Origin of the sequence: Mucilaginibacter achroorhodeus (assembly GCF_007846095.1) — a bacterium.
GTDB lineage: Bacteria > Bacteroidota > Bacteroidia > Sphingobacteriales > Sphingobacteriaceae > Mucilaginibacter > Mucilaginibacter achroorhodeus.
On sequence record NZ_VOEI01000006.1, the window covers coordinates 85,400 to 103,431 of the forward strand.

Annotated in this window: 16 protein-coding genes; 9 read left to right on the forward strand and 7 right to left on the reverse strand. The window is 43.1% G+C overall.

Features of this window, described 5'->3' with window-relative positions:
- Window positions 1-47: 47 nt before the first annotated feature.
- Entirely contained in the window at window positions 48-236 is a 189-nt protein-coding gene (locus FPZ42_RS15535; protein WP_146272756.1) for a hypothetical protein, read from the forward strand.
- A 149-nt stretch (window positions 237-385) separates the two neighbouring features.
- Here the strand turns inward: FPZ42_RS15535 and FPZ42_RS15540 are convergent, their stop codons facing one another.
- Entirely contained in the window at window positions 386-814 is a 429-nt protein-coding gene (locus tag FPZ42_RS15540; RefSeq protein WP_146272758.1) for a VOC family protein, read from the reverse strand.
- A gap of 46 nt (window positions 815-860) precedes the next feature.
- A complete protein-coding gene (gldB, locus tag FPZ42_RS15545; RefSeq protein ID WP_146272760.1) occupies window positions 861-1,907 on the reverse strand; it encodes a gliding motility lipoprotein GldB in 1,047 nt (348 codons plus the stop codon).
- A gap of 73 nt (window positions 1,908-1,980) precedes the next feature.
- On the opposite strand from gldB, the gene FPZ42_RS15550 reads away from it, so the two are divergent.
- From FPZ42_RS15550 to FPZ42_RS15560, 3 genes are all read left to right on the forward strand, one after another.
- Entirely contained in the window at window positions 1,981-3,630 is a 1,650-nt protein-coding gene (locus FPZ42_RS15550; RefSeq protein ID WP_146272762.1) for an NAD+ synthase, read from the forward strand.
- A gap of 80 nt (window positions 3,631-3,710) precedes the next feature.
- On the forward strand, window positions 3,711-4,325 hold the full coding sequence (locus FPZ42_RS15555) for a DUF4136 domain-containing protein (RefSeq protein WP_146272764.1): 615 nt from the start codon (window positions 3,711-3,713) through the stop codon (window positions 4,323-4,325).
- Window positions 4,326-4,616: 291 nt separating this feature from the next.
- The gene (locus FPZ42_RS15560) at window positions 4,617-8,381 is read left to right on the forward strand and encodes a S8 family serine peptidase (RefSeq protein ID WP_146272766.1); all 3,765 of its coding nucleotides are present in this window, start codon (window positions 4,617-4,619) and stop codon (window positions 8,379-8,381) included.
- A gap of 46 nt (window positions 8,382-8,427) precedes the next feature.
- On the opposite strand, the gene FPZ42_RS15565 is transcribed toward FPZ42_RS15560, so the two are convergent.
- Window positions 8,428-8,922 carry a hypothetical protein gene (locus FPZ42_RS15565; RefSeq protein ID WP_146272768.1) on the reverse strand — a complete coding sequence of 165 codons (495 nt, stop codon included), beginning with the start codon at window positions 8,920-8,922 and terminating at the stop codon, window positions 8,428-8,430.
- A 184-nt stretch (window positions 8,923-9,106) separates the two neighbouring features.
- Between FPZ42_RS15565 and ggt the strand changes: the two genes are divergently transcribed.
- From ggt to FPZ42_RS15585, 4 genes are all read left to right on the forward strand, one after another.
- Entirely contained in the window at window positions 9,107-10,792 is a 1,686-nt protein-coding gene (ggt, locus tag FPZ42_RS15570) for a gamma-glutamyltransferase (protein ID WP_146272770.1), read from the forward strand.
- A gap of 141 nt (window positions 10,793-10,933) precedes the next feature.
- On the forward strand, window positions 10,934-11,374 hold the full coding sequence (locus tag FPZ42_RS15575) for a MarR family winged helix-turn-helix transcriptional regulator (protein WP_146272772.1): 441 nt from the start codon (window positions 10,934-10,936) through the stop codon (window positions 11,372-11,374).
- An 88-nt stretch (window positions 11,375-11,462) separates the two neighbouring features.
- A complete protein-coding gene (locus tag FPZ42_RS15580) occupies window positions 11,463-11,969 on the forward strand; it encodes an FKBP-type peptidyl-prolyl cis-trans isomerase (RefSeq protein ID WP_146272774.1) in 507 nt (168 codons plus the stop codon).
- A 5-nt stretch (window positions 11,970-11,974) separates the two neighbouring features.
- On the forward strand, window positions 11,975-12,940 hold the full coding sequence (locus FPZ42_RS15585) for an FKBP-type peptidyl-prolyl cis-trans isomerase (protein WP_146272776.1): 966 nt from the start codon (window positions 11,975-11,977) through the stop codon (window positions 12,938-12,940).
- Here FPZ42_RS15585 and FPZ42_RS15590 read toward each other — a convergent pair whose 3' ends face one another.
- Window positions 12,941-14,254 (reverse strand): cryptochrome/photolyase family protein, encoded by a 1,314-nt coding sequence (locus FPZ42_RS15590; RefSeq protein ID WP_146272778.1) that lies wholly within the window; start codon window positions 14,252-14,254, stop codon window positions 12,941-12,943.
- Entirely contained in the window at window positions 14,247-15,155 is a 909-nt protein-coding gene (locus FPZ42_RS15595) for a TIGR01777 family oxidoreductase (RefSeq protein WP_146272780.1), read from the reverse strand. Before FPZ42_RS15595 ends, FPZ42_RS15590 begins: the two co-directional genes overlap by 8 nt.
- 169 nt (window positions 15,156-15,324) lie before the next feature.
- Between FPZ42_RS15595 and FPZ42_RS15600 the strand changes: the two genes are divergently transcribed.
- On the forward strand, window positions 15,325-15,546 hold the full coding sequence (locus FPZ42_RS15600) for a hypothetical protein (protein WP_146272781.1): 222 nt from the start codon (window positions 15,325-15,327) through the stop codon (window positions 15,544-15,546).
- Between the two features lie 57 nt (window positions 15,547-15,603).
- Here FPZ42_RS15600 and FPZ42_RS15605 read toward each other — a convergent pair whose 3' ends face one another.
- Together FPZ42_RS15605 and FPZ42_RS15610 are read right to left on the reverse strand one after the other, a co-directional pair.
- Window positions 15,604-16,932 (reverse strand): ABC1 kinase family protein, encoded by a 1,329-nt coding sequence (locus FPZ42_RS15605; protein ID WP_146272783.1) that lies wholly within the window; start codon window positions 16,930-16,932, stop codon window positions 15,604-15,606.
- 174 nt (window positions 16,933-17,106) lie between these two features.
- The gene (locus FPZ42_RS15610; RefSeq protein ID WP_146272785.1) at window positions 17,107-17,781 is read right to left on the reverse strand and encodes an HAD family hydrolase; all 675 of its coding nucleotides are present in this window, start codon (window positions 17,779-17,781) and stop codon (window positions 17,107-17,109) included.
- Window positions 17,782-18,032: the final 251 nt, after the last annotated feature.

Sequence of the window (18,032 nt, forward strand, 5' to 3'; positions counted from 1 at the left end):
TCTGTTTTTCAACAAACATTTATATTTTTGCGACAAATAATTTTGTAATGGCACAATCAACTCAAAACGCAAATTCAGAGAAACATTATATAGCTTTAATTATTGCTGTAGCTATTGGTTTGGTAGGTGTTTTCATCCGCTTTGCCGATTTTAAACTTGCATCTGCAGTTGGTAATATACTTATGGTAGTTGGTACTATCTTCGTACTAAGAGCCGTATTCGCTATAATGAAGTAAATTTATCGTCTTTAAATATTAAAAGCGCTACCGAAAACGGTGGCGCTTTTTTGTTTTAAAACCCAGTGCCATTGCGAGTGGTAGCGCGGTAATCTGAGCAGCATTAAGCACAATTGAGCAGATAATCGACAAGCTATAACTGACAAGGTTTACAAACTCTCGTCAAACTCAACTATCCACTCGATGCCATACTTATCCCTGAACATGCCGGCATAAGTGCCCCATGGGGTAACGCCAATATCGCCTTCCACCTCACCGCCTGCTGATAGTCCGCTAAAGATCTTATCAGCCTCATCGCGGCTTTCGGTGCTCACCACAATTTTTGAACGGTTCTCGCTTTCATTTACAGGGCCCATAAATTCGGGCACATCATTAGCGATCAATACGTTTTGCTTGCCGATTGGCAGGGCAATGTGCATTATCTTGTTCTCGTCCTTTTCGTCTATCTTGAATTCTTCGCTTGCCAGATCCTTAAACCGAACAATCTTGCTGAATTCGCCTCCGAAAACGGACCTGTAAAAGTTGAATGCTTCTTCGGCATTGCCGTTAAAGTTTATCCATGGGTTAATTGCTCTCATTTAAATGATTTATTTAATTGGTGGGTACTATCAATAAAAGTAAGCTTTATTCTTTAGCATTTTTAGGCCGGTATTTAGATTCGTTGAGTATTTTTTGTGCGTTGCGGTCGGCCATTAGCTGGGGTAGTGTAACGTCAGGATGTTTATCCATGTAGGCCCTCACAATTTGCCATCCCGTCCAAACGCCCAATTTGGGTGCCGATTCATTATTGTCACCCAGTCCCGGGGTAAATGGTGCTTCCGTTAAATATTTCTGTATTTTCTGATAATCGGTTTCGTAAAGCAGGTTTTCTTCTAAAAAATACCCCCAAATATTTCCCTTGAAATCGTCGCACCATTTCAATTGCTTATTAGTATAACCAATCTTAGTTGAGTCTGGTACGTTAGGGAGCGTTTGGTCCATAAAGTACAGGATTTTGCCATTGTAGATCATTTTCGCCAGCAGCGAGTTGTCAGCGTCGTTCTCGGGGAACATATCTTCACGTGCAATTCCTTCCACCACCCGCGGTGTAATATTGTCCGGTGTAAACCTGCGTGATATATAATGCGGGAAGTTTTGCGTTAATGCCGGGTAAAATCTGGAGTCGGCTCCTAAAAAAAGATCCAGGCCTATGCCAAAATAACCATCACCTATGGTAGTTTGCGCCTGAAAGCCCGAGAAGTAAGCGTACACCTTTGGCAGGTTCTTTTTGGGGAAGTAATATTTTATCCGCTTAAAAGCGTCTGTAAGTTCAGCGTTTTGTTTATCCATATTTGGGTAGGCTGCGTCAACGTCATGCTTAAGGTCCAGGTAGGCCTTCCCTGCAAATACCTGTCTTAAAACCGAAAAGTAAGCCGTGTCTTGTGCACTACCGGCTTTAAGCACCCTTTCAATAAAATCCTGGTAGAATTTACCGTATTTGGTATAAAGTACACCCGCCTGCTGGTCCATAGGTTTCGTGCGCATTTGGTCGAAATCTTTATCAAAGCGCTCTATCTTAACCGTTACTGGTATGTTGCTAACGTCTATATCTTTACGGCGTTTGCATGCACTAAGGGCGAGGCAAAGAGCAAAACTTGCATAAATGACGGTTGTTTTACAGGAATAAGGCATCGTTATTGACGTTTTAGCAAAAATAATTTTTTTATTTGTACGCGGCCCACGCACGCGCAGTTATATCCAAACTATGAAATTAGCATTAGCACAGTTGAACTACCATATTGGTAATTTTGAATCGAATACCGGTAAGATCATAAATACTATTAAACAGGCTAAGCAAAACGGTGCCGACCTGGTGGTTTTTTCTGAACTGTGTGTTTGTGGTTACCCTGCGCGCGACTTTTTAGAATTTAAAGAGTTTATTGAACTATGCGATGCAGCTGCCCAAAATATTGCCGCTGAGTGCAAAGATATAGCCTGCATAATTGGCCTGCCAACGCCCAATCATAATCCCGAAGGGAAGGATCTTAACAATTCGGCGTACTTTATTGAAAATGGTGAAGTAAAAGCTGTGGTGAACAAAGCGCTATTGCCTAATTACGATATTTTCGATGAATACCGCTACTTTGAGCCCTCAACATCTTTTAAGTGTATTGATTTTAAGGGTAAGCGTATAGCACTTACCATTTGCGAGGACCTTTGGAATACTATTGAGAATCCACTTTACATTACCCGGCCGATGGATGAGCTGATCAAACAAAACCCGGATGTGATGATCAATATTGCTGCATCACCGTTTGCCTACAACCACGACGAAGAGCGTATTGCCATTTTAAGCGATAACGCCCGCCGCTATAATTTGCCGCTGTTTTACGTTAATCATGTGGGTGCACAAACAGAACTGATATTTGACGGCGGCTCGCTGGTGTTTAACCGTGCAGGCGAAGCTGTTGATGAGATGCCTTACTTTGTTGAGCATTTGGCTTATTATGATCTGGACGATGAAGGTGATATCACCTTTGAGCATCAAACTACTTTAAAAGCTAATAGAGATAGCGACATACAGCAGATACATGATGGCCTGGTGTTAGGCATTAAGGATTATTTTCAAAAATCCGGTTTCAAGCAAGCTATCCTGGGCTTATCCGGCGGGATAGATTCTGCAGTGGTTTGTGCCCTGGCAGCAGAAGCTTTAGGGGCCGACAATGTGATGGCGGTAATGCTGCCTTCCAAATTCTCTACCGACCACTCTCTCAAAGATGCTGAAGACCTGGTGAATAACCTAGGTTGCAGATCTGAAGTGATCGCTATTGCCAAAATCACTGATGCCTTTGAGGAAGCCTTGCATCCGCAGTTTAAAAGTCTGCCGTTTAACATAGCCGAAGAAAATATTCAATCGCGCAGCCGCGCCATTCTGCTAATGGCCATGACCAATAAGTTTGGTTATATATTGCTTAATACATCTAATAAAAGTGAGGTGGCAGTTGGTTATGGTACCTTGTATGGCGATATGTGCGGTGGTATATCAGTTATTGGCGATGTTTTTAAAACGCAGGTTTTCCAACTAGCGCGCTATATTAATCGCGAAAGAGAGATCATTCCGGAGAATACGATCATCAAACCGCCTTCTGCAGAGTTAAGGCCCGATCAAAAGGATACAGATTCATTACCGGAGTATGATATACTGGACGCCATACTGTCGCAGTATGTTGAACATCGTTGCTCATCAGCAGAGATCATCAAACAAGGGTTTGATGAGGCAACTGTGCGTAAAGTGCTGCGTTTGGTGAATATTGCCGAACATAAACGTTACCAAACACCACCAATTTTAAGGGTATCGCCAAAGGCGTTTGGCATGGGCAGGCGCATGCCGATAGTAGGGAAATATCTAACCTAAAATATTTTTTCTATAAAGCATAAATTGGTTAAACCTTTGCATTACTTTCAGTCTAATAGACTATAAATTTTATTGACGTCATGAAAAAATATATCTACCTGGTGTTGGTAGTAGCATTTGTATCAACACTATCTGCCTGCAGCAGCTACAACTATTACACTGCAGCAGCCAACAAAACCAATTTAAGCGGTTACCGTACATTTGCACTTACAGGGCCTATGCAATCGCCAAACAAGCAGTGGCGCCCTTTAAATGAAATAGGTAACGGCCGCATACAGGAAGCAACCAAAGAGGCATTGATTGCCAAGGGCTTGGTTCCGCAACAACAAAACCCTGATCTTTTGGTACGCTATGCAACGGTTACCGGCCGCGGCACAAAATGGGAAACCTATTATCCTTACTACGGTGGTGGTTGGGGCTGGGGTTATGGCTGGGGCTGGGGTGGCTTCTATCGCCCATGGGGCTGGGGAGGTTACTACGGCGGTTTATACGGGCCGGGCTACACCCAAAAAGTTCAATATAAAGAAGGCACAATTATCATTGACCTGATAGATGCCCGTACACAACAAATTGTATGGCGTGGTTACGGCGTAGGGGAATTACAAAATCCTAAGAGGACGATGAATGATATACCGAAGGTGGTAGACGGTATTATCAAACAATTGAATTTGACCCCGCCAATGAGAAGGTCTTAATAAATACATAAAAAAAGGGAGCGCTAACGATAGCGCTCCTTTTTTATTTGTATTCGTTTTTCGACTTAGTCTTGTATTTTTTAATAATGTGGAATGGCAATATATTTCCCACTATGGGAAAATTTTTACCCAATGCGAGGTCGGTTAAAAAGAGCATTGTTTTAAATAGTTGCTTGAGTGCTTAATAAAGCTTAATAGCTGATAACTGTTATACATAAGGCAAATTTTGCGCCATTGCTAAAACTTCATGAAAAAGGTATAAATTTAAGCCGCTAAATACCCGCGCTTATTTTGAAAAAGTACCTGGCCCTTATAGCCATTATTGTTTTAACGGCATGTACAGCTAATGTTATGGGGCAAAAATTGCCTTTGCCCATCACTAACACACAAAAACTTAACGCTATATCAGTTCAGGCTAAGCAAAACTTTACAGCAAGTTACGCTAAAGCCGTATCGCTGGCTAAACGAAATGGCTGGCCGGTAAAAAGAATTAACAAAGCCGGCAACCTGGTGATACTGCAAGGGCTTGATGGGCGCGGATTTCCTATATTTTTATCAACCCACAACAATACTATCGCTGCGGCAACAACCGGTACTAATACGGTACAGCCGGGTGGTTCGCTTAATCTCAACCTGTCTGGCAGCGGCAGTTTTTTAAATGGTAAGCTGGGTATTTGGGATGGTGGCAGCGTTTATGCCGGTCATCGCGAGTTTGCTGGTAAAACCATTACCTTAAACAATTCATCTGCCGGTGTTGCAGATCACTCTACACACGTAGCTGGTACCATGCTGGCGAAAGGTGTATATGCGCCTGCTAAAGGTATGGCCTTTGATGCTTCCACTTTATTGTCATGGGATTTTGATAACGATGTTTCAGAAATGAGTGGTGCGGCCGCAGGGCTGTTATTATCAAACCACTCTTATGGTGACGTAGGAGGCTGGGATTATAACAGTACCGACCAACGCTGGGAATGGTACGGTTTGCCCGGCGATAACGAAGACTATTTGTTTGGCTTTTATGACTCCCGTACCCGCGACTGGGACCAGATAGCGTATAATGCGCCGTATTATTTAATAGTTGAATCAGCAGGTAACTCACGTACCAGCAACGGCCCTGCTGTAGGTACAAACTATTATGGCTATAAAAGCCGTACCGATCCCACCTTCGAGAACAAGGGGCCTCGCCCATCAACCATCAGCAGTAATGATGGTTATGATATCATCACCACAACAGGTACTGCTAAAAATATCTTAACGGTCGGTTCGGTTGGACAACTGCCAAACGGACCAGGCAGCAGACAGGATATATCCATATCAGCTTTTAGTAGCTGGGGCCCAACGGATGATGGGCGTGTTAAACCGGATATTGTTGGCTGCGGCGAACAGATACTTTCAACCGGAACAAGTAATCCCAGTTTTTATTACTACTCGTCTGGTACATCAATGGCGGCGCCTAACGTAACCGGTTCTCTTTATTTGTTGCAGGAGTATTACGCTCAAAAAAACGGTGGTGCTTTCATGCGCGCAGCAACTCTTAAGGGGTTAGCTTGCCATACTGCATTTGATGCAGGGAATGTTGGTCCCGATTATGTTTATGGATGGGGGTTGCTGGACATGAAAGCTGCAGCGCAAGCCATAACAGATAGTAAGTTTAAAAGCCTTATAAACGAAGAAGTGCTGGCTCAAGGACAAACCCGCACGCTTGAAGTTACTGCTTCGGGTGTTGGTCCGCTTGAAGTTTCTATATCATGGACTGATCCGGAAGGTACACCAACTGCAGACGGCGTGATCAACAACCGTACACCTAAATTGGTGAATGACCTTGACATTCGCGTAAGCGACGGCCAAACCACCTATTCACCTTGGGTGCTTACGCCGGATAACCCTTCGGCAGCAGCTACCACGGGTGATAACATTAGAGATAATATTGAACAGGTTAACATTGCTGATGCTATTCCCGGGAAAAAATACACCATAACCATAACACACAAAGGAACGTTAAAATCGGGCAGCCAGGCTTATGCTCTAATAGCCACAGGCATTGGAGGCAGCCCGTATTGTGCATCGGCACCGCTATCAAGTGCTGATTCTAAGATTAATAACTTTACCCTTGCCAACATCAATAAAACCGCCACTGCCGGTTGTACAAGTTATACTGATAACACCAACTTAACGGCGCAACTGGAAGTGGGCAAAACTTATCCGTTCAGCATCACATTAGGTACGTGCGGCGGTAATTTTAATAAAATAGCCAAGATATTTATAGACTGGAACGGCAATGGCGTATTTGATACCAATGAAACGGTAGCAACTTCAACTGTTATAAACGGAACTGCAAGCTTCTCAGGAAATATTGCCGTGCCTATTTCGGCGTTGATAGGGAATACCACACTTTTACGAATAGTTTTAAGCGAAACCAACGATGCTTCAACGATAACCCCATGTGGTAATTATGCTAAGGGCGAAACCCAGGATTATCTTGTACAGATCTTAAAACCATCTGTTGACGCAGGTGCAACAGCCATTGTAAATAGCCTTGAAGGTGTTACCTGTGCATCATCCGTGGCCGTAAAGGTAAGGCTTAAGAACTTCGGCAGCACCACCATAACCAATATCCCGGTAACGGCAAGGGTTACTGCACCTAATGGCGCCGTTACTAATTTTAGCGAAACTTACACGGGCACGCTTGATCCGGATGAAGAGGAAGACTTTACTTTTAGCGGTAAATTTAATACCCGTCCCGGCAGCGATTACACGGTTACAGCAACCACTAACGTTCCGGGTGATCCATTGTCATCAAATAATTCGGTAACCGGGACTATTGAAGTTGGTACACCTCCGTCTGTGGATGGATCCAATCTGCAGGCTTACTATTGTATCAACACAAAATCTTATGAGTTGAGCGGCGGTGGTGATGGGCAAATATTTTGGTATGCCGCAGCAACCAGTACACTACCATTAGGCACCGGCTCACCTGCTACTATTACCACAGCACCCTTAAATAACACTTTCTATGCAGGGTTAAATGATTTTAGTGCAAAGATTGGACTAATAACTAAAAGTGCCGGCCCGGCGGGTGGTTACAATCAATTTTCGCCGGGTGTAAGGTTTACCACGCAGGCACCTATGGTTATTGAGAGTGCACGGTTATACATAGGTACATCGGGCAAGATCACCTTTACTGCAACAAATGATAATGGCGAAGTGGTTTCAACAACAACCATAAATGTTGCGAAAACCCGTACAACTACTATCGCTCCTAATTTGCCTGCGGTTGAATTAGCCGATGATCCGCTTGACCAGGGAAGAGTTTACACATTAAATTTAGTACTGCCTGCAGCAGGCAATTACACCATAACGCCAAGTTATTTGAACGGTGCTTCACTTTATAGAAATAAGGGTACAGGTATCAGCTATCCGTTTACTGCCGGCAACATTGTCAAGCTAACAGGGAATAATGCAACATCAAGTGCACCTGAAACCGATACAGCTTATTACAAGGGCATGTATTATTATTTTTATGATATACAGCTTCGCAGTCCCGGCTGTGCATCAACACAGCGATCCCCGGTTACGGTTGCAAAGCCGGTAATAACTCAAAATGGTGATGATCTGCAGGTAAACCTTACCGGTGAATTGCAATGGTTTTTAAATGGCGAAACAATAGCAGGCGCTACTAATCAAAAGTATACGCCACTTAAGGGGGGTATTTATACTGTTCAGTTAACGCTTGGTACAGGTTGCGTTGCCCAGTCTGATGGGTTTGATTTCCGGCTGGTGGCTAAAAATCCTGATAAGTCTGAAATAGGATTAACGGTTTTTCCGGTTCCGGCTGATGATTACGTCAATGTGGTTTTTAACACAACGCAAGGAGGCGATCTTCGGTTGTCATTGATAAACAGCGCCGGGCAAACGGTATATCAAAGCAATAGGAAAATAACAACAGGTAATTTTAATGCCGATATCAATACATCAGCACTTGTACCTGGCACCTACGTGGTAAACATTAAACTTGGGGATAAACAATATTCGCGCAAGATAGTGGTACTCCATTAACAAAAGAGCCGCCTGTTTGGGCGGCTCTTTTGTTAAAATAGCTTTTTTAGAAAGTATATTTAACGCCAAGCCCGGGTGCTACATCAAAGAATGGCCCGGTAGCTAATTCTACACGTGGATTAAGATCAAGGCTAATAGCTATCGGTGCTTGTTCAATCTTATACTCCAAGCCCAGTACGCCATCTGCGCCTAAAAGGATATGGCTATCGTTATACACTTGGTCATCACCGCCAAAACGTTTGTAAACGCCGCTGCCCACGCTGCCCAGGTGCGCACCAAAGCCGTAGTAAAATTTTAAACCTGCCGTGTTAAAAGCCTGTTGGTGCAATTCATACAAACCGGAAAACACAACGCCATGGCTACGTATACCAATAACGCCTTCAATTGCTGTGCCCTCATTCAAAAAATATTTTACAGATGGCCCATTCTCATAGCCGCCAAATTTTAGGCCGACAGCAGTTTTATAATCCTGGGCTTTTACAGAACTTGTAATCAGCACAAATGAGCAAAGTGCTATTAAGGAAAGTAAGATCTTTTTCATATTAAGATGCAAGTAGTGGTTAGTTTATATATCATCTCATAACGGCTAAAAGCTTTATTTATGCTAATTTGGAGTGCAAAACTTCTGTCGCTGTACTTATACCGCTGAGAATAAAGCTTAAAAAGTGAAAAAAGCCATGGGCTTTAAAGCTACAATAACATAAATTGCCCAAAAGCTATCAAAGATGAATTTGAGAAATACAATAGTATATATAAGTCTGCTTTTGATAGGCACAACAGGTGCCGTACTGGCGCAACCATCCATAACATCTTATAAAAATGGCGTTGCGGTTTGTGCTTATCCCGATGCGTCAAAAGCAGGGGTAGAGGTACTGAAAAAAGGTGGTAATGCGGTTGACGCAGCTGTAGCTGTACAGTTTGCTTTGGCTGTAACGCACCCGCAGGCGGGCAACATTGGTGGTGGTGGCTTTATGGTCTATCGTTCTGGCAAAGGTGAGATCAATACGCTTGATTTTAGGGAAATGGCGCCTGCAAAAGCTACGGAGAAAATGTACCAGGATGCTAACGGCAACATCATACCTGATCTGAGTTTGTACACGCACAAAGCATCGGGAGTGCCGGGTTCTGTAGACGGGTTATACGAGGCGCATAAAAAATATGGTAAGCTTAAATGGGCCGATCTGGTGCAACCCGCAGTAGACCTTGCCTTAAGGGGTTTTACAATTACCAAGAGGTTGGCATCAGACCTTAACCGTGCTGCGGATGAATTTACCAAGCTTAATCCCGGCAAAAGCTATTTGATTAAGCAAGGCGGTTGGCAACAGGGCGATATTTTGGTTCAGGCGGATCTGGGGCGTACACTGGAACAAATAAGAGACAGGGGGCGTGCCGGTTTTTATGAAGGTAAAACTGCCGATCTTATCATCGCAGAAATGCAAAAAGGTGCCGGGCTTTTTACCAGGAATGATCTAAAAAATTATCATTCGGTTTGGCGCAAACCTATAACAAGCAATTACAAACAATATCGGGTTATTACTATGCCGCCGCCATCAAGCGGAGGGATAGCTTTGGTGCAGTTGCTTCATTCGGTAGAAAAATACCCGCTACGCAGGTGGGGTTTTAACGCTGATAGTACCGTTAGGTTGATAGTGGAGGCCGAGAGGCGTGTTTATGCCGACCGGTCTAAATACCTGGGCGACCCCGATTTTTATAAAGTGCCCGTGGATAGCCTTATCAACCCCAGATACATTGACGCAAGGATGAAGAATTTTAGCTGGGATGCTGCCACGCCAAGCACGGCCATACAGCCGGGTAGTTTTATAGGTTACGAGAGCGACCAAACTACACATTACTCTATTGTTGATAAGGATGGTAACGCAGTATCTATCACTACAACGCTTAACGATACTTTTGGCTCTCACATTTTTGTTGCCGGTGCCGGCTTTTTGCTGAACAATGAAATGGACGACTTTAGCTCTAAACCCGGTGTGCCTAACATGTATGGGTTAATAGGCGGCAAGGCTAACAGTATACAGCCCGGAAAGCGCATGTTATCGAGCATGACACCTACCATTGTAGAAAAAAACGGTAAGTTATTTATGGTTGTAGGCACGCCGGGCGGCTCTACTATCATCACGTCAGTTTTTCAGACTATATTGAATGTACTTGAGTTTAACCAGACCATGCAGCAGGCGGTTTCATCAAAACGTTTCCACCACCAGTGGTTCCCTGATGATGTGCAGTCAGAGGACGGTGCGTTCACTGAAGCGACAAAAGCAAAGCTGCAGGAAAAAGGTTATAAGCTTAGTCGCCGTGGTGCCATAGGCCGGGTTGATGCCATATTGGCTACCCCGCACGGATACGAGGGCGGCGCCGATCCGCGAGGAGATGATACTACGGTTGGGTATTAAGGGTAAAGTGAAAATTTAAAAGTAAAAATTCAAAATAGTGTTGCTTGGGTGAAGGCAGTGGGTTTGATTATTTTACTATTAACCATTAACTAATATCTATGAACTACATAGTATTCATTTAAAATATTAAGTTTGTGCACTATGCGAAGCAATGTAAAACAGCAGGAAACCATTGACTATTTCCTGAAAATAGTTTGGCAAACCGTTGCTAACCGGTATAACCAAACAGTTACCGAGTTTGGTTTTACACAATCTATAGGTTACCTGCTCATTAATATTGATGAGGAGGGCACCACTGTTTCGCAAGCTGCAGCATTGCTGGGCTTAAAATCAACAAGTTTGTCGCGCATGCTTAATCAGTTAGAACAAGCCGGCCTAATTTACCGGGCATCTAACCAGGGGGATAAACGTTCGGTTAAAATTTACCTTACAGACTTAGGTAAAGAGAAAAGGCAGATAGCAAAAAACGTTGTTAAGCAATTTAATAATTATCTTAATGCGCATATCAGCGAGGCCGACCGGGCTTATCTGACCGAAATGCTGCGGAAAATAAACCAGCTTACGCTTAATTACAAACCCTGATATTGCGGCTGCATCCCTCAAGAGTGTTAAAAAGTGTTAACCTGCATTTTTTGCGATATAAAACGATAACTTTGTCGTTATAAATTACATGAATAGGGCGCTGTTGATATTGTTGCTGTTTGCCGCTTGTTTTGCATCATGCAAAAAAGGTTTTGATGCTGTTGCAGAAGAAAGATCGCAGGCTGTAATAGATGATGGTATCATCCAGGATTACATTAACAGCAATAACTTACGCAGCCAGGTTGTACAGGTAGACAGCATTGACGTGCCAACGGGTATATATTGTATAGTATCGGCCCCCGGCACTGGTAATGACCTGTATACCAACTCAACCCGCATAACTGTAAATTATACCGCCAAGATCTTAACAACCGGTAAGATATTTGGCCAAAGCAATAATTTTAAACCCACTTTTGCCTTAGGTGAAACACTAAGGGCATGGAAGTTATCCATCCCGCTAATTAAAAAGGGTGGTAAAATACGTATCCTCTCGCCCTCGCGTTATGCTTACGGCCCATACGCCCAGGATAGCCTTGGACTGCCGAAGAATTCGGTATGCGATTTTGAGGTTGAACTTTTAGATGTAACGAACTGATTTTAATGAAACAAAGAATTTTTACCTTTTTAGTACTTGCCCTTGCTGGTTTAACCGCTTGTAAAAAGAATGATAATAATCTGCCTGATATACAGCAGTATGATGACCAGCAGATACAAGCTTATATATCTGCCAATGCATTAACCGGGTTCACCAAAGACCAGACGCTGATAGGCGATGGTGCAACGGGTTTGTATTACAAATTAATTAGCCCTGCTACCCCGGGCAGCGGCCCCGATTCGCTAAAATATCAAGACCAGGTGTCTGTTGTTTATACCTTAAAATCGATGGATGGCAAGTATGTAAGTACTGATACAATAGCCAACCATTACAACGGTTTTTTGGGCTACATGACAAGCGTGAATACTACTACGGGATTTTATTTTCCCGTGGGTGCGCAGTTAGCTGTTCATAACCTTTTAAAGTATCCGGGGGCTAACATTCAGGTTCTTATACCCTCGCGCCTTGCTTATGGCGTACGAGGGTATGGTGTAGGAAGTATTACTGCAAGTGGCCGTATAGCAGGTAATCAAAGCCTTGACATGTATGTGCATGTAATAAAAGATCAGGCTGCTTATGATGACCAGGTGATAAAAAATTATTTTACAGCAAATAATTTAACCGGCTACACAAAAGACCCGTTAGGTTTCTATTACAAAGTTGTTACCCAGGGTTCAGGTTCTGTTGGGGAGATCACGCAATACTCTAATGTAAGCGCAACTTACGTTGGAAGTTTATTGAACGGTACCAACTTTGATCAGTCATCCCAAACTACCGCTACAACATTAACACCTTATAGCTTAATTGATGGATTCAAAACCGCTATACTTAAGTATGGAAGCACAGGCACATCTTTGTCTCTGTTTATCCCCTCTGCATTAGGTTACGGTACAGCTCAGCAAAGTGCAGGTATACCTGCTAACTCAGTACTACACTTTGAAGTGCAGATAGCATCGGTTACACAACCATAATTATTTACTTAGCGCAGCTTTAAATGCCTTTAGGCAGCGTTCGCGTGCAAAAGTATGATCTACAATGGGTTTTGGATATTTGCTGAAGTCGGCATATTCCGGAACCCATTTTTTTATGTACTCCATTTTAGGATCAAATTTTTTAGCCTGGCTTTCCGGGTTAAATATCCTGAAGTATGGTGCAGCGTCGGTACCGCTGCCTGCAGCCCATTGCCAGCCGCCAACGTTACTGGCCATTTCGTAATCCAGCAATTTGCTGGCAAAATAGCGTTCGCCCCAGCGCCAGTCAATCAGTAGATCTTTGCTTAAAAAACTTGCCGTAACCATGCGCACGCGGTTATGCATGTAGCCAGTGGCATTAAGCTGGCGCATACCGGCATCAACCAATGGATATCCGGTTTTGCCTTCGCACCAGGCCTTAAATTGCTTTTCGTCGTTTTCCCAGCGGATACGGTCATACTCAGGCCTAAAGGCATGGTTCATCGTTTGAGGAAAATGATAAAGTATCGTGGAGTAAAACTCCCGCCATATCAGCTCATTTAACCAGGTTTTGTCGTGCGCCTTATTGGCATCAGTAGCACACTGGCGTATGCTCACTGTACCAAAGCGCAAGTGCATCCCCACGCGCGATGTAGCTTGCAATGCCGGAAAATCGCGCTTTTTGCCATAATCTGCAATTGCATCCTTGTAGTTCTTATCAGGAAAAGTTTGGTTGCTTTTTTCGAAGCCCATCTTTTTAAGTGTGGGCATGGCAGGCGCTTTAAACTTGTAAAGGTTGTTTAAGTATTTTGTTGTGGGGTAAGCTTTAAGGTAAAAAGGCTTAAGCTTTTGCATCCATTTGTTTTTATAAGGCGTAAAAACCGTATAAGGTTTACCATCATCTTTGGTTACCTCTTCCTTTTCAAATATAACCTGGTCTTTAAAAGTCTTAAATGCTATGTCGTGTTTCTTAAACAGCTTTTCTATTTCGGCATCGCGCTCACTGGCATAAGGCTCATAATCATGATTGGTGTAAACAGCTTTGATGTTGTACTCGGAGATCAGCTCTTTCCAGGCATGCTCGGGCTTGTCATAAACTGCCAGCAGGCTGCTGTGATGTTTATGAAGATCCTTGTTGAGGTCTTCGAGCGTTTCAACTATAAAAGTTACACGGGCATCATCTTTTTCTTCCAGATCATCAAGTATCTCGCGGTCGAAAATAAAAAGGGGCAAAACAGGGTTTTCGCCTTTTAAGGCATGGTATAGGCCGGCGTTATCATCTATTCGCAGATCGCGACGAAACCAAAATATGCTTATTGGCTGTTTTTTATCCATAAATTTCTTTTAAAGCCGATTCTACATCGGGGTATCGGAACGTAAAACCATTGTCTTGTATCTTTTGGGCTGAGGCGCGCGTGCTTCCCAGTACCAGCGAAGCCATTTCGCCAAACAATAATTTTATTAAAAATGCCGGCAGATTTGGCGCCCATAGGGGTTTATGCAATTGTTTAGCTACCGCCTTTGTAAGCGCTTTGTTAGTTACCGGGTTTGGCGCAACCATATTAAAGGCTCCGGCTAATTCCGGTGTTTCCAATGCGTATAAATACATATTGGTAACGTCCTGCGGGTGTATCCACGGCACCCATTGTTTACCATTGCCCAATGGCGAACCCACATATAACTTTACAGGAGTTGCCAGTTTTGGTAGTGCACCACCTTCTTGCGTTAAAACAACGCCGGTGCGATATTTAACTGTCCGCAGACCAAATTCTACGCCTTCATCTACAGCCTTCTCCCACTCCACGCAACAGTTACCAACAAAATCGTTTGCAGGCAGGTCGCTTTCTTCAAGTAATTTATTGCCGCTATCACCATAATAATTTATACCTGATGCAGATATAACAGTTGTTACCTGATGAGATTTTTTCCTCATCAGGTCATAGATGAGTCTGATAGACTTTGTGCGGCTATCAACGATTTCTTTTTTTCGTGCATCAGTCCAGGGTTTATCAGCTATGCCGGCACCTGCCAGGTGAATAATGGTATCTATTCCGGTAATGCAATCGGGATCTATTTCTTGTTTATCAACGTCCCAGGTATAAGTCTTAACTTTTGGGTTGTCACCCGCTTTCCTCGATAGCAGGCTTACCTTGCACCCTTTCTCCAACAAAGCGTTAGTTAAATGCTTACCAATTAACCCGGTACCGCCCGTTATCAGTATGTTCTTATTATCCATTTAGATCTGCTAAAAGTATTGTTTAAATATTATGATTTTGAGAACAGGCAGCTTACAATCTTGTTTTATGACAGATACAACTGTTAGGGTTTCTATAACAACTATTTTACAAAACCAATGGCTGAGTTTAACCGTTTGTTAACATACCAATTGTAAAGGAGCCTTTGAGATGATGTTTACAACTACTTTTGAGATTTTCTTGATTGCCGCCTGTGCTGTTACAGTGCTGGCAATTGCCGGTTTTGCTGTATTTTGCCGTAACAGGGCAAAGTCTTTTGCACACACCGGTCGCTTAACGGATGTACAGATCTGGGCAACCCGGTCTGATATCAGCTGGGTGTTTGCCGTATTACTTGGGTTAGCAGGTGCGGTGATGGCTGTTGCTAATTAAGTTAGAAAAAAGCTTGATCTAAAAAAAAGCAGGCAACGGCCTGTTTTTCTAAATGTTTTAAGCTGTTGCTTTCTCAACCTGTGGTTTGTAGGTATCTGTTTTAACAAATGCCTTAAGATCATGCAGGATATTGTAGAGCCCAAAGTTGGTACGGTTAACGTATATAAAATGTTTTACGCCACGCGCTTGTTTAAACTCAGGCATTTTTGAAACCTTTTCGCCAAAGCCAAATAGGTCGTCAAAAAACTTTTTATCACTAAAATCAAACGTACTGGTGATGTATGGTTTGGCAAACAGGCTTATCATTTGTTTAAACATATCATGATAAAACTCTACTTGCTGTGGGGTATCATTAGGTAAGATCATTTCCAGTTGCCTGAACGCTTTTATAGTTTCCTGCTTGTCTTTGAACAAGTCTGTTGATGTGAGCGAGAAGAACGGGTAATAAAAATCATCGGGCATTACTTTTATGCAACCAAAATCTATAACTCCTAATTTGTTATTTGTGGTGATCATAAAGTTACCCGGATGCGGGTCGGCGTGTACTGCCCGCAATTCGTGTTGCTGATAATTATAAAAGTCCCACAGGGCCTGACCGATTTTGTTACGCAACTCCTGCGACGGATCGGTAGCCAAAAACTCCTTCAGGTGCATGCCATCAAGCCAGTCCATGGTGATGATGCGTTTGCTGGATAGGTCAGGATAATAGTCCGGGAATACCACGTTATTTAAAACTTTGCAAGCGATAGAAAACTCGATAGAACGACGGATCTCAAGCTCATAATCAGTTTCTTCTAAAAGGCGTTCCTCTACCTCTTTCATGTAGATGTCCAATTCCTTCTCGCTCATACCCAGCATGCGGAAGGCAAAGGGCTTAACCAGTTTAAGATCTGATGAGATAGAATCACCAACCCCGGGGTACTGTATTTTTACCGCAAGTTTTTTGCCGTTAAGCTCAGCCTGGTGTACCTGACCTATTGAGGCTGCATTGGTAGAATGGATGTTGAATTTATCGTAGATCTGATCAGGAGTTTTGCCAAAGTATTTTTTAAACGTTTGCACAATGAGCGGCCCTGATAAAGGTGGTGCATTGTATTGCGATTGACTGAACTTATTTACATAAGCTTGCGGCAGCAGGTTTTTATCCATGCTCAGCATTTGCGCAACTTTTAGTGCGCTACCCTTCAATTCGCTAAGGGATTGATAAATGTCTGTAGCGTTGTCCTCATTCAGTTCGGTACGATCCAGATTCGGATTGAATAATTTTTTGGAGTAATGCTTAATGTAGTTGCCGCCTATTTTAAAGCCGGTTTTTACAAACTTGGCACTACGCTCCACTTTACTGGTTGGTATACTGTTTTGCTCTTTAGCTTTTTCGTCGTTCATTTGTTAATATCCTCAAATATTTAATCACCCCATCATCTCCGCCAGTCCGCGGATCTACCGTCCGTTCTACATGAGCGTATGCAGGATGATATATTCCTTATTACCATCCTTGCTGCTTGTAACAGAAAGGGTGGTCCGGCGTAGCGTAGACCGGCTGAGCATCAAGGCTGAACTTTAATTAAATAAAGCTGCCAGCTTTTGCAGGTTTAATTCGCTGTAATTATCAAAAACTATATCTGCAAGCCCGCTTATCGCATCGGCTTTATGGCTTGTGGTAATACCAGCAACCTTCATGCCTGCGTTTTTACCCGCACGCAAACCTGCCAACGAATCTTCAAAAACTACACAAGCATGAGGATCAACATTCAATTGTTGAGCCGCTTTTAAAAATATTTGTGGCGACGGCTTGGGCTCATTGACCATGCCGCCGGTTACCAGCACATCAAAGTATTTACCAATAGCAACATCATGGAAGATAAAATCAATATCATTCTCATTTGATGACGTAGCCAGTGCGATCTTAATGCCTGCTTTTTTCAGCTCTGATAAAAAACTTTCAAGTCCGGTTATTGGCTGTAGAAATGGTTTAAAAGCTTCTTGGTATAGCTTCTGCTTTTCATCGGCCAGTTGTTTGGCAAATTCCTCATCTGCTTTGCTACCAAAAAACTGGTGTACTGTGTTGATGATAGGAACACCGCTTATCTGGTTGAGATAAGTTTCCTTTGTTAGTTCTGGCAAGTTGTGCAGCTTAAATAATTGCTGCCACGCCCTAAAATGAAACGGTGTGTTATTTACAATTGTGCCATCCATATCAAATATGGCAGCACGGTAAGGTAAGCTGGTGCTCAAATGATTAGTATATTGTTAAACTATTTACTCACCCGGCTATCTCCGCCAGCCGCCGTATAGATTCCGCTTTCTTTGTTGCGCTTAAAAGTATTCTAAATATATATGTCATTCTGAGCGGGAGCAAAGAATCTGGTATTCGCTTTTCACGTTGGTGATAGATGCTTACCTAAGTTCAGCATGACAAATCTCTTCATAAGCCATCCCTCTTTGCGGAGTAGGGTGCGTAAGCACAAAGTGCCGCGGAATGAGTT